The sequence below is a fragment of the Kitasatospora sp. NPDC058046 genome (assembly GCF_042885595.1).
Lineage (GTDB): Bacteria > Actinomycetota > Actinomycetes > Streptomycetales > Streptomycetaceae > Kitasatospora.
Genome location: NZ_JBHVRS010000009.1, coordinates 97,777 through 110,238, shown reverse-complemented (window position 1 = coordinate 110,238; position 12,462 = coordinate 97,777). Strand labels below are relative to the sequence as shown.

12 protein-coding genes are annotated in these 12,462 nt (G+C 74.6%); 6 read left to right on the top strand and 6 right to left on the bottom strand.

Going from position 1 to position 12,462, the window contains the following annotated elements; translation table 11 throughout:
• Positions 1-78 precede the first annotated feature (78 nt).
• A complete protein-coding gene (locus ACFVU7_RS20025; protein ID WP_388046248.1) occupies positions 79-2,022 on the bottom strand; it encodes an FUSC family protein in 1,944 nt (647 codons plus the stop codon).
• A gap of 430 nt (positions 2,023-2,452) precedes the next feature.
• Here ACFVU7_RS20025 and ACFVU7_RS20020 point away from each other — a divergent pair, with 430 nt between their 5' ends.
• From ACFVU7_RS20020 to ACFVU7_RS20000, 5 genes are all read left to right on the top strand, one after another.
• On the top strand, positions 2,453-3,547 hold the full coding sequence (locus ACFVU7_RS20020) for a phytanoyl-CoA dioxygenase family protein (protein WP_388046246.1): 1,095 nt from the start codon (positions 2,453-2,455) through the stop codon (positions 3,545-3,547).
• Positions 3,529-4,842 carry a DUF6271 family protein gene (locus tag ACFVU7_RS20015; RefSeq protein ID WP_388046244.1) on the top strand — a complete coding sequence of 438 codons (1,314 nt, stop codon included), beginning with the start codon at positions 3,529-3,531 and terminating at the stop codon, positions 4,840-4,842. The genes ACFVU7_RS20020 and ACFVU7_RS20015 overlap by 19 nt, the downstream gene beginning before the upstream one ends.
• Before the next feature lie 120 nt (positions 4,843-4,962).
• Positions 4,963-6,189, top strand: coding sequence for a type III PLP-dependent enzyme (locus ACFVU7_RS20010; protein WP_375875365.1), 1,227 nt, complete (start codon positions 4,963-4,965; stop codon positions 6,187-6,189).
• The gene (locus ACFVU7_RS20005; protein WP_388046241.1) at positions 6,186-6,809 is read left to right on the top strand and encodes a GNAT family N-acetyltransferase; all 624 of its coding nucleotides are present in this window, start codon (positions 6,186-6,188) and stop codon (positions 6,807-6,809) included. The genes ACFVU7_RS20010 and ACFVU7_RS20005 overlap by 4 nt, the downstream gene beginning before the upstream one ends.
• A 5-nt stretch (positions 6,810-6,814) precedes the next feature.
• Positions 6,815-8,020, top strand: coding sequence for an MFS transporter (locus ACFVU7_RS20000; RefSeq protein WP_117492192.1), 1,206 nt, complete (start codon positions 6,815-6,817; stop codon positions 8,018-8,020).
• A 92-nt stretch (positions 8,021-8,112) separates the two neighbouring features.
• Here ACFVU7_RS20000 and ACFVU7_RS19995 read toward each other — a convergent pair whose 3' ends face one another.
• A complete protein-coding gene (locus ACFVU7_RS19995; protein WP_388046240.1) occupies positions 8,113-8,505 on the bottom strand; it encodes a MerR family transcriptional regulator in 393 nt (130 codons plus the stop codon).
• Between the two features lie 16 nt (positions 8,506-8,521).
• Positions 8,522-9,541: an MDR family NADP-dependent oxidoreductase gene (locus tag ACFVU7_RS19990; RefSeq protein ID WP_388046238.1), complete on the bottom strand. Its 1,020-nt coding sequence runs from the start codon at positions 9,539-9,541 to the stop codon at positions 8,522-8,524.
• Between the two features lie 238 nt (positions 9,542-9,779).
• Here ACFVU7_RS19990 and ACFVU7_RS19985 point away from each other — a divergent pair, with 238 nt between their 5' ends.
• Complete coding sequence (locus tag ACFVU7_RS19985) at positions 9,780-10,520, top strand: PIG-L deacetylase family protein (protein ID WP_388046236.1); 741 nt, start codon at positions 9,780-9,782, stop codon at positions 10,518-10,520.
• A 7-nt stretch (positions 10,521-10,527) separates the two neighbouring features.
• Here the strand turns inward: ACFVU7_RS19985 and ACFVU7_RS19980 are convergent, their stop codons facing one another.
• The 3 genes from ACFVU7_RS19980 to ACFVU7_RS19970 all read right to left on the bottom strand — a co-directional run bounded on the left by ACFVU7_RS19980 (position 10,528) and on the right by ACFVU7_RS19970 (position 12,217).
• Complete coding sequence (locus ACFVU7_RS19980; protein ID WP_388046234.1) at positions 10,528-11,196, bottom strand: DedA family protein; 669 nt, start codon at positions 11,194-11,196, stop codon at positions 10,528-10,530.
• A gap of 44 nt (positions 11,197-11,240) precedes the next feature.
• Entirely contained in the window at positions 11,241-11,435 is a 195-nt protein-coding gene (locus ACFVU7_RS19975; protein WP_049659048.1) for a DUF1918 domain-containing protein, read from the bottom strand.
• 119 nt (positions 11,436-11,554) lie between these two features.
• Entirely contained in the window at positions 11,555-12,217 is a 663-nt protein-coding gene (locus ACFVU7_RS19970) for a TetR family transcriptional regulator (RefSeq protein ID WP_388046232.1), read from the bottom strand.
• Between the last annotated feature and the right edge of the window lie 245 nt (positions 12,218-12,462).

The window sequence follows — 12,462 nt, the reverse complement described above, 5'->3', positions numbered from 1 at the left end:
GCCGTTCGGCGACGGCGTTCAGGGCCGTCGCGCTCAGGGCAGCGGCGCTCTGGACCCCGGTGCTCCGGGTAGCGGTGCTCAGGGCAGTGGCGCCGCCACCGCCCGGGCCGCGCGCACCTCGTGGTGCAGCCGGGCGAGCGCGCAGTCCGGCGACAGCGCGTCCGGCCGCGCCTCCGGCAGCCGCTCGCCGGTGCGCAGCGCCTCGGCCAGGTCGGCCAGCTCCCGGGTGACGGCGGCGACCTCGGCGGTGGTCGGCACCGGCGCGCCGTGCTCGATCCGCACCCGGGTGGCGGTGGTGGTGTCCACGATCCGCTCGACCGCGATCACCACCGGCCACCACGCCCGCGCCCGGGCCCCGACCGGCGGCGGCTCGGTGAGGGCCCGCTGGAACTCGCTGCGCACGGCGGACAGGTCCCGGTAGAGCCGCCGCCGGTAGCGGGCGCGGGCGGCCGGTTCGTCCGGTCCGGGGCCGGTGGCGAAGGCCAGCGAGACGTACGAGGCGGTGTCCTGGACGGCGTCGGCGAGGCGGTCGCCGATCCGGGTGTGCCAGGACTCCGGCCACAGCAGGTAGCCGGCCAGCAGGGAGATCCCGCAGCCGATCAGCGAGTCGTAGAGCCGGGGCAGCACCAGGTGGAAGCCCTGGTGGTTGAGCAGGTCGGAGAGCAGCAGGATGACCGGGGTGATGGCCGCGGTCTGGAAGGCGTACCCCTTGGCGGAGAGCACCGGGATCAGCGTCGCCAGCACCGCCATCACGGGGACGTCCCACCAGCCGTGCGGTACCTCGGCCAGGACCGGGATGGCGATCAGCAGCCCGGCCGCGGTGCCGAACGCGCGCAGCACCGCGCGGGAGAACACCGAGCCGAAGTCGGGCTTCATCACGAAGGTCACGGTCAGCGCCACCCAGTACGAGCGGGGCACCGCGATCACCGAGACCAGCACCTGCGCCAGCCCGATGCACAGCGCCAGCCGCAGCCCGTACCGCCAGGACGCGCCGGACAGCAGCAGCGCCCTGGCCGCCCGCCGGGCCCGCACCGCGAGGCGGGCCGGCCGGCCGAGCCGGTCGTCGGCGGCGTACGGGTCGGGCGAGGCCTCGTACGCCACGGTGGCGGCGTGCTCGATCGCCTCGACCAGGGCGCGGGTGGACGGCCCGGCGGGGCTCGGCAGGGCGAGGGGCGGCGCCGGGCCGGCGCGGTCCCGCTCGACGGCGTCGGCGAGCGCGCGGACGGCGGCCGGGTAGTCGGCCGGCAGCGGGCCGAACTCGGGCGGGCGCAGCTGGGCCGCGGGGGCCGCCTCGACCACCGGGATCAGCGCGTTGAGCTGGGCGAGCAGTCGGGCCAGGGTGGGTGAGCGGCCGTGCCGGCGGGTGCGCCGGGCGAGCAGCAGGTCGTAGGACTGGTTGAGCGACTGGGTGAGCGCGTGGCGGCGGCCGTCGTACTCCGGTGTGCCGGCGGCCTCCAGCAGGTCGGCGGCCGCCCGGTAGGTGCCTGCCACCACCGCCCGCTCGGGGACGCCCAGCCGCAGCGGCCAGGCGAGCAGGGTCAGGGTGAGCACCACCAGGCCGCCGAGCAGCAGCAGGGCGGGCGGCAGCCACCACGGGGAGGGCAGCGGCAGGCCGGCTCCGACCACCGCGTTGAGCAGCAGGAGCAGTCCGGAGACGGAGGCGACCGCGCCGATCGAGGAGATCATGCCGGAGACCAGCGCGACGACGGTCACCGTCACGACGGCCGTCCAGCCGGTGCCGAACACCAGGGTGCCGAACAGCATCCCGAGGGCGCCGAACAGCTGGGGCACGGCGATGTTGAACACCCGCATCCGGTAGGCGTCGGCGGTGTCCCCGATGACTCCGGACAGCGCGCCCATCGACACCAGCGCGCCGTAGCCGGGCCGTCCGGTGGCGGTGCCCACCGCGAGCGGGGCGGCGAGCGCGACGGAGGCGCGGGCGGCCGCCGCCCAGGGGACCGGTGCGGACCGGGGGCGCAGGCCCTCGGTCAGCCACGGGGGAGCCGTCAACGCGCGTGCCATGTGCCCAACGTACGGCGGACCCGGGCGGTTCACCGTTCGCGCTTATGTCAATTCCGGAAACATACCCGCGCTTATGTCAGCCTCCGAAACATAAAGCGAACCCCGAGAGGCGCCGTGAGCTGCGTTGATTTCCCAATCGGTAACCCGCGGGAAAGGGTTGACACCATTAGTTGGTCTAGTCCAACGTATGGGGAGCGCGGTTCGGCAATGGCTGATGCAGGGTGAGCGGCCTTGCCGGACGGACGAGTTGACCCCCTGACGTGGCGCTGTTCCGCGCCCGCGGGCCGAGGGGAGAAGGGCCGTGTGCGGACGGCCTTCCGGTCCGCGCTCGAATTCCCGCTGCGGCCGGTGACCGGCCGCCGACTCGCCGTGCCCGCACCTGGCGTACGAGGAAGCGCTGCGTCGACTACGAACCATGGAGTGACTGCCCATGCCGAGCCCTGCCCCACACTCCGACGGACCCGCGGGGGAATACCTGTACCGGGCCGCGTCGGAGCGCCCCTACTTCAGCGCCGACACCGAGAGCTACCTCGCCCCGACCGCACTGCGCGAGGTCCGCAAGACCCGCCCGCTGCGCGTGCTCTCCGAGGAGGACCACGCCTTCTGGCAGGACTACGGCTACGTGGTGGTGAAGCAGGCGATCCCGGCCGAGGCCGCGCGCCGACTGCTCGACTTCGCCTGGGAGTTCCAGGGCCTGTCGCCGGACCGCCCCGAGGACTGGTACCGCGAGCGCGACTACCGCGACGAACTCGACCGGCACCTGCACATCTACGGCTTCGTCGAGGCCTACCACCACCAGCTCATCTGGGACAGCCGCCAGGCGCAGCGCGTCTACGACGCCTTCGTCGACGTGTGGGACTGCGAGGAGCTGTGGGTCACCCTCGACCGGCTCAACCTCAACCCGCCGAACGTCCGCAACCGCGACCGTGCGCTGATCGAGCCCACCGACCGCGGCTTCGACATCGAGCTGCACTGGGACGTCGACACCACCCGGGGCGTGCTGCCGCAGCGCGTCCAGGGCATCATCGCGCTCAACGACACCGCCCCCGACCACGGCGGCTTCCAGTGCGACCCGGAGCTGTTCCGCCGCTTCAACCAGTGGCAGGCCGCCCAGCCGGCCGACCGCGACCCGATCCGCCCGGACGTCGACCGCGCCGAGTACCCGGTCGTCCGGCCCGAGCTGAAGGCCGGTGACCTGCTGATCTGGAACGGCCTGCTCGCCCACGGCGTGGCGCCCAACACCTCCGCGGGCGGGGTGCGCGCGGTGCAGTACCTGTCGATGATGCCCGCGCTGGAGGAGTCCGAGAAGCTGCGCCGCTCCCGGGTGGAGTCCTGGCGCACGCTCGGCACGCCGGACTGGAACCGCACGCTGGTCGGCGACGCCGACCGGCCCGAGGCGCAGCGCTACGGGACCGCCGAACTCACCGAGCTGGGGGAGAAGCTGCTCGGCCTGTGCTCCTGGAGCGGCAAGCCGTTCGACGAACGCGGGGACACGGGGGAGCGGGAATGCGCGACGTCTGCCTGACCCTGCCCACCAACCGCGCGTGCGCGGACACCATCACCGCGATCGGCGCCGAAGCCGCCCACGCCGTACGGCGGTTCGGCGTCCGGGTGCACCTGCTGGTGCTGGACTCCGCCGACCCCGCGGCCCGCGCCCGGCACGCCGCGGCCCTCGCCGCCCTGCCGGCCGTCGAGGGCGTGGTCGTCCACCACCTGGACGAGGACGCCCAACGCGCCTTCCTGTGCGAGGCGGTCGAGCGCTCCGGCGCGGCCGACCCGGACCGGCTGCTGCGCCTGCTGCTGCCCGACGCCCTCTCCTACGGCGCCTGCACCAACCGGGCGTTCCTGCTGGCCGCCGCGCTCGGCTGCGCGTCGGTGCACCGCCGCGACTCCGACAGCAGCTACCAACTGCTCGACGGCGAACCGGTGTTCCCGATCGAGCACGAGCTGGCCACGCTCGGCCTGAAGGCCGCCGACGCGGCCGCCGCCGTCACCGAGAACCGCCTCGACCCGGCGCACGCGGACAAGCCGGTCGCGCTGGTCGGCGCCTCCTTCGTCGGCGAACTCTCCGTCGACATCGGCGAGATCCGCGAACTCGACCCCGAGGTCTACCACGACGTGGTCGCGCTCTGGGCGCCCACCGGGGCGAGCGAGCAGGAGAAGCGCGAACTCGTCGCCGACTCCTTCACCGGCGGCGGCAGCGAGCCGTTCACCGCCGACCGCGCGGTGCTCGACCTGCCCGACATCTGGCACATCGACATGTGCAACATCGGCCTCCACCACGAGGTGTACGAACGGGTGCCGCTGCCGCCCGCCACCGACACCATCGGCAGCGACTACTTCCTGCACCACCTGGTGCGTGACGCGACCCTGCCGGGCGTCACCCACAACCGCCACATCGTCAACTACTACACCCCGGAGCGCCGCACCGGCCCCGGCTTCACCGCCTACCAGCTGCGCTACGCCAAGTTCCTGCTCTCCATGCTCTACCTCTACCCGGTCTACTCCGACATGGAGACCGCCGGCGGCGCCCTGCTGGACGAGCAGCACCGCGTCCGCCCCGAGGCGATCGCCGACTCCGCCCGTCGCAGCGCCGCGACGGACCGCGCGGAGAACCACCGCAGGCTCGCCGAACTCGACCGCTGCTACCGGCGGCTCGGCGGGAAGTACGCCGACTTCGCGGACCGGTTGGCGCCCCTGCGGGCGCGCCTGCTCGACGAGGCGCAGGCGGACATCGAGGACTTCGCAGCGCTGATCGACGCGTGGGGCCCGCTGGTGCGGGCGGCCAAGGCCACCCCCGCCGACCGGTCGCCGCGCTAGCCGGACGGGGAGCTCACCGTGATACGCCAGACCACCAGCAAGACCAGTACGGCCGCCGGCCACGCCAACGCCCGCGTAGCCGGCCACCCGCCCGCCCACCGCGCCCCGTCCGTCTCCGTGCTGCACACCGAACCACCCCGCGCCGACGAACACGACCGCGGCGCGCTGCGCGCCGCACTCGCCGACGGCACCGACGACCGGATCATCTACGACCTGGACGGCATCGGCCGCCAGTACGCCGCGCTCCGCGCCGAACTGCCCGGCGTGGCCGTCCGGTTCGCCATGAAGGCCTGCCCGGTGGACGAGGTGATGGAGCACCTCGCCGCGCTCGGCTCCGGCTTCGACGCGGCGAGCCCGCAGGAGATCGCCCAGGCGCTGCGCACCGGCGTGCCGCCCGAGCTGATCCACTACGGCAACACCATCAAGTCGGACCGCAACATCGCCGAGGCCTACCGGTTGGGCGTGCGGGACTTCGCCACCGACAGCCTGGAGGACGTCGCGGCGATCGCCGAACACGCCCCCGGCGCACGGGTGTTCTGCCGGATCGCGACCACCGGCGAGGGCGCCCTGTGGGGCCTGAGCCACAAGTTCGGCTGCTCGCCCGAGGACGCCGTGCGGGTGCTCGACGCCGCCCGGACCGCCGGGCTGGTGCCGTCCGGCCTGTCGGTGCACGTCGGCTCCCAGCAGATGACCGCCGAGGCCTGGACCGCCGCCGTGGACGCGCTGGCCGCCGTGCTGGAGGCGCTCAACTGGCGCGGGATCACCCCGACCCGGATCAACCTCGGCGGCGGCCTGCCCGCCCTCGGCGTCCTCGACCGGGGCGGGCGCCCGCTCGACCCGCCGCTGGACAAGATGTTCGTGGTGATCCGCGAGGGCATGGAACGGCTGCGCGCCGTCAACGCCGGGCCGCTGGAGTTCCTGCTGGAGCCCGGGCGCCACCTGGTCGCCGACCACGGCGCGATCCGCGCCCACGTCTCCCGGCTCACCTCCCGCCACCGCCTCGACGGCACCCGGGAGGACTGGCTCTACCTCAGCTGCGGCAAGTTCAACGGCCTGTACGAGATGGACCAGCTCCAGTACCGGCTGGAGTTCCCCGCCCACCCGGGCGGCCAGTTCGTCAACGCCGTGGTGGCCGGCCCGACCTGCGACAGCGACGACGCGTACGCCCAGGACGGCGGCCGGGTGCGCGTCCCGCGCGCGGTCCGCTCCGGCGACCCGGTCTGGATCCACTCCTGCGGCGCGTACGCCACGGCCTACGCCACCCGCGGGTTCAACGGCTTCGCGCCGCTGCCGTACACCTGCATCGGTGGCGGCGACGGCCGGGACCACCACGGAGGCACCGCATGACCGACGCCCTCGTCGACGCTCCGACCGACCTGCGCATCCGGCTGCTCCGGGAGGAGGACTGGGACGCCGTGGTCGCGCTGGAGGAGCGCGCCTACGCCGCCAGCGGCCTGTCCGAGGGGCGCGAGGCGCTCCGGTCCCGGCACCGCGCCTCGCCGGACACCTGCTTCGTCCTGGAGCACCCGGACGGCCAGGGCGGCCAGGGCGGCGTGGGCGGGTACCTGCTCGCCCTGCCGTACCCGCTGTTCCGCTGCCCGGACCTCGCCCGCAGCGAGGACGGGGACGGCGCGGGCGCGGGCGAGCGGCCGACCAACATGCACGCGCACGACCTGGTCGTCGCCGAGGAGCTGCGCGGTCGGGGCCTGTCCCTGCGGATGTTGCGGCACCTGGAGGAGACCGCCCGGACGGCCGGCTACCGGAGCGTCTCGCTGGTCGCCGTCCGCGGCTCGCACGTGCTGTGGACCACGCTGGGCTACCGCGCCCGGCCCGAGATCGACCTGCCCGAGAGCTACGGCACCCGGGCGGTCTACATGGCGATGCCGCTGGACCCCGTCCCGTCCCGGCCGCTGCCGCACCCCACCGACCCGACCCCCGGGCCGCACTCCAGAGCCGAAGTGGGCTGATACCGATGTCCCCCGTTCGCGACGACTTCCGCCGGTCCCAAGTGGCCATCGGCGCACTGTTCTTCGTCCTCGGATTCCAGTACGCGACCTGGGTCTCCCGGGTGCCCGCGCTCAAGGCCAGGCTCGACCTGGGCGAGGCCCAGATCGGCCTGCTGCTGATGACCTGCGGGGTCGGCGCGGCGGTGTCCTTCCCCCTGGTCGCGGTGCTGATGCGGCGGCTCGGCTCCCGCCTGCTCTCGGTGCTGTCCGCGCTCGCCCTCGGCGTCGTCCTGCTCGCGCTGTCGGTGGTGCCGAACTATCCGGTGACGCTGCTGGTGCTGTTCTTCGACGGCGTCGCGGTCGGCGCCCTGAACGTCGCGATGAACGCCCAGGGCGCCGCGCTGGAGGCCCGCTTCGAGCGGACCACGATGTCCCGGCTGCACGCCACCTTCAGCGCCGGCTCGCTGCTCGCCGCCCTGCTGGCCTCGGGCGTCACCTCCGTCACCGGCACCCTGGCGGCGCACTTCGGCGTGGCCGCCGCACTGCTCGCGGTGCTGGTCGTGGCCGCCCGGCCGGGTCTGCTGACGGACGGCCCGGCCGCGGCCGCCGAGCCGGAGGAGCGGAAGGAGCGCCGCGGCTTCGTGCTGCCGACCGTCGTGACCCTCTGGATGGGCCTGGCGATGGTGTTCGGCACCGTCACCGAGGGCGCCATGAACGACTGGTCGGCGCTCTACCTCAAGGACTACGTGCAGGCCGGCGCCGGACTCGCCCCGATGGGCATCGCGGTGGTCTCGGTGATGATGGTCTGCGCCCGGATCTTCGCGGACGGCTGGCGCACCCGCTTCGGCGACGGCCGGATCGTGCGCACCGGCAGCCTGCTGGCCGGCCTCGGGCTGGCCCTCGCCCTGGCGGTCGGCGGCGTCGTCCCGACCCTGCTCGGGTTCGCCTGCGTCGGCCTCGGCGTGGCCGCGGTGACCCCGTGCGTCTACGTCGCCGCCGCCCGGCAGGGCCCCGACGCGCTCTCCCTGGTCGCCGCCATGGGCACCACCGGCCTGCTGGCCGGCCCCGCCGTGATCGGCTTCATCGCCGGCGCCACCAGCCTGCTCTGGGGCATGGCCGCCGTCGCCGCCTCGGCGGCCGTCGTCTCGCTCTGCGCCACCCGGATCCGCTGGCCCGACCAGGACGCCCCCGCCGCCCCCGCCGAACCCCGGCTCGCCGCCGACGCGACCTGACCCCACGCCCGGACCCTCGCCCGGCACCTCGCGCACCCCCGTCGCGAGGTGCCGGGCGAGTCTGTTGCGGAGGCCGGTGACCCGGGCGTCCGTCAGTCCCCGGCCGGGACGTCCGCGCCGCCGGTGGCGATGTGGTGGGCGAGCCTGGCGCGCAGCGCGGTGAGGCGGGCGATCTCGGCGTCCAGGGCGGCCAGCCGGGCGTGGACGACGGGGGCGAAGGTGTCGGGACCGGGGGAGCCGGAGCAGCGCACCGGCGGGTCCTGGCCGAGCAGGTCGAGGCGGTGGGCCCGGCTGGCCAGGTCGTCCACCGTCAGCCCGGTGGCGAGGAGTTGGCGGATCACCCGGACCCGGGCGACCTCGGCGTGGCCGTACTCGCGCTGGCCGGAGGCGGAGCGGGCGGGCGGGTGGAGGAGGCCGCGCTGTTCGTAGAAGCGCAGCGCCCTGGGTGTGGTGCCCGCCGCCGCTGCCGCGTCCCCGATCCGCATGCCCGCTCCCTGGTCGTCAGAGTTCCACGACGGTCGTCCCGAAGGTGTCCCCGGTGAACAGTCCGGTCAACGCTCCGACGGCCCGGTCGATGCCCGCCACCGGCGTCCGGGGCAGGACGATCTCCCCGGCGCGCAGCCAGCCGGCCAGGCGCTCCCGCCACTCGGCCTCCAGGTCCGGGTGGTCGAGCACGGTGAAGCCGCGCAGGCTCAGGCCGAGGGTGGCGACCCGGAAGGCGTCGATCACGGCGGGTGCGTCGCCGCCCCGGCGTTCCGGTGCGAGCTGGCCGTCCAACGCGCCGACCAGGGCGAACCGGGCGCCGTGCCGGGCCGCGTCCACGGCGGCGGTCAGCTGCTCGCCGCCGACCAGGTCCAGCACGACGTCGACGCCCTCCGGTGCCGCCGCGGCCAGTTGCTCGGCGAAGGGCCGCCCGCCGGGCACCAGCGCCGCGTCGTAGCCGAGTTCGGCGGTCAGCCGCTCCGCCTTGGCGGGCGAGCGGGTGGTGCCGATCACCCGGTCGGCGCCGAGCAGCCGGGCGACCTGCCCGGCCACCGTGCCGACCGCGCCGGCCGCGCCGGTCACCAGCACCACGTCGCCCGGGCGCACCCCGGCGGAGCGGGTCAGCCCGCCGTAGCCGGCCGAGGCGGCGGAGACCAGGGCGAGCGGGTCCGGGAAGTCCGACGGGACGGGGGTGAGATGCGCGGCCTCGGCGAGCGCGTGGCTCCGCCAGCCGTTCAGGTGGGTGACCAGGTCGCCGGGGCGCAGTGGACCGTCCTCCGGTGCGGCCAGCACCTCGCCGAGGGCGGGCCCGAACAGCGCGTCCCCGGGGGCGATGTGCGGCATCGGCAGGCCGGAGCCCGCGCCGCCGATCAGCGTGCGCAGCCCGGGGAAGACCAGGAAGGCCCGGTTGCGGACGAGGACCTCCCCGGGGCCGGGCGCCGCCAGCGGCTCCTCGGCCACGGTGAAGTCCCCGGGGGCGGGCAGTCCGGCCGGTGCGGCGGTCAGCCGGACGACGCGGGCGGTGGTGGGCAGGGCCATGGCGGCACTCCTCTGAGCGGGCGGGGGAGGCGGCGGCGGTCGGTGCCGCCGCGGGACGCCCGGACGCTAACCCCTGACCCTTGCGTCAGGGGCAAGCCGCCTGGCCACGGAGGTGTCTGACGGGGTGTGGGGGACGCGGGTCTTCTAGAGTCACGCGTGGTACGGACGTACGACTGTGATACCCCCGTACGTCCGTACCGCCGGACGACCCCGAGCCGCACCGAGAGGAACGAGCAGCATGACCGAGCAGGCCCCCGAGCCCTTCGAGCCCGTCGACGAGGACTGGCGGACGGCGCTGGCGATCGTCGCCCACCCCGACGACATGGAGTACGGCGGGGCCGCGGCCGTCGCCCGCTGGACCTCGCAGGGCAAGAAGGTCGTCTACGTGATGGTGACCAGCGGCGAGGCGGGCATCGACACGCTGGACCCGGCCGAGTGCGGTCCGCTGCGCGAGGCGGAGCAGATCGCCTCGGCGCGGGTGGTCGGCGTCGACACCGTGGAGTTCCTCGGCCACCCGGACGGCGTGGTGGAGTACGGGGTGCCGCTGCGCCGGGACATCGCCCGGGTGGTGCGCCGGCACCGGCCGGACATCGTGATCACCAGCAACTTCCGGGACACCTACGGCGGGGTGTTCCTCAACCAGGCCGACCACGTCGCGGTCGGCCGGGCCACCCTGGACGGGGTCCGGGACGCCGGGAACCGCTGGGTGTTCCGCGAGCTGCTGGCCGAGGGCCACGAGCCGTGGAACGGCGTGCGGCAGATCTGGGCGGTGGCCTCGCCGGAGGCGAAGCACGCGGTGGACACCACCGGGACCTTCGACCAGGGCGTCGCCTCGCTGGAGGAGCACAAGGCGTACCTGGCCGGGCTGGGCGGGGCGATGGCGGAGCCGCGGGAGTTCCTGGAGGGCTTCGGCCGGGGTGCGGGCAGCCGGCTGGGGACGCGCTTCGCGGTGCCGTTCGAGGTGTTCCCGCTGCGTTGACCTCCGGCTACCCGGAGCCGGGGCCGGGGTCGGCGTCCGTGCCCGCGCGGCGCCGGCGCCGGTAGCGCAGCACCTGCCGGAGCAGGAGGGCGGCGACCAGCACGCCCAACCCGACCGCGAACCAGACCTGGTAGCGCAGCGCCGTGTGGTACACGGCGCCGATGTTGGCGCCGGCGAGGTAGCCGAAGGTGCCCCAGACCGCAGTCCACAGCACCGCGCCGAGCAGGTTGAACGCCAGGAACCGGCGCCGGGGCATCTCCGTGGTCCCGGCGATGATCCCGTTGTACTGGCGCAGCCCGTCCACGAAGCGGGCGACCGCGACCACCTTGCCGCCGTGCCGGGCGAAGAAGCCGTCCGCGCGCTCCATCCGGGCCGGGGTGAGCAGCACGTAGCGGCCCCAGCGGTGGACGAAGGCGCGTCCGCCGGTGCGGCCGATCAGGTAGCCGAGTCCGTTGCCGAGCGCGGCGGCGCCGGTGGCGATCAGCAGGACGGCGGCGAGGTCGAGGTGCCCGGTGCCGGCGTACACCGAGGCCAGCACCAGGACGGTCTGCCCGGGCACCGGGACGCCGCAGTTGTCCAGCAGGACGAGCACCGCCACCGCGAGGTACCCGTAGTGGTCCAGCAGTGGCGCGAGTCCGGCGAGTGCCCCGGGCAGCGGGGTCGTGGGGGCGGGCACCGCTCCTCACCACCTCGCGCGGGGCGGGGTGGCGGGGGAGTGGGTCAGCGTTCCGCCTGGCGCTGTTCGATGTTGCAGTCGGGGCCGGGGTAGATCAGGCCCTCGTGGCCGTCCTCGAAGCGGACCACGTACGGCGGTTCGCCGTCGGTGCCGCGCACCTCGACGATCTCGCCCTTCTGGTCCACCATGCCCACCGACCTGCTGTGGATGTGGAGCCGGTCACCTACCGCCGCGTGCATGGTCTGCTCCCTCGGGTCGTGTGCCGGGCCGCCTCCGCGGACGGTTCCCGCTATCCACTGTGCTGCGGGGGCGGCGGGCGCGCAACGCCTCGGGCGGGCGGGGCCCGCGGGGCCGGGCCTCAGCGGGCGGACGGCTGTTGCGCGAGGTAGCCGCGGACCAGCCGCTTGCACTCGGCGATCAGCGCCGGATCGCCGTCCGGGGACTCCCGGAAGGCCAGCTTGAGCACCGCGTCGGCGGCCTCCAGGGCCACCCGCAGGGTCAGCATGACGGTCGTCGGGTCGCCCGCCCGGAACAGTTCGCCGCCGAGCGCCTGGAGCCGCAGGGCGACGGCGGTGTTGTTGTCCACGCCCGCGTCCAGCAGGTACCGGTCGTCCCGGACACCGGTGGGGACGGCCGGTCCGGCCAGGCCGAAGTCCAGCTGGCCGAAGCCCGGCACCGCGCGCTTCATCGCCACGAACTCCTCCACCGCGAGATCGGTGAAGAGGGCGGGGCCGACCGGCGCGGCGGCGGCCAGCCGGGCGTCCAGGCGCTGGAGGTAGTGGTCGAGGTTGCGGGTGGCGAGCGCCGCCAGCAGGTCCTCCTTGCCGGCGAAGAACTGGTACAGGGTGCCGATCGGCACCTGGGCGCGCTGGGCGACCTCCTTGGTGGTGAGCGCGGTCGCCCCGACCTCGTCCAGCAGCCCGGCGCAGGCGTCCAGGATGCGGCCGTACCGCTCCAGGCTGCGCTGCTGGACCGGGCGGCGCCGGACCGGTCCGGGGGCGGGGTGACTCCTGTCGCTCATGACCTCACTGTGCCGCATCCGCTGTTGCGGCGGCGAATCACCGGGGCGCGAACGGACCGGAGTTCCCCGTGGGACGGGAGACGACTGGTGGCCGGAGCTGAACGGCACGGTGGCGGGAAGGTGTCCACGGGTTGGCATTGGTCTTGTCGTGGACGCGAAGACAGGTTCATACTCCTGAGGCGGACTACCTTGCGTGATCAACGCATGCCTCTTCGTGGTGATCACGATTCAGCTGTGGCGGCCGA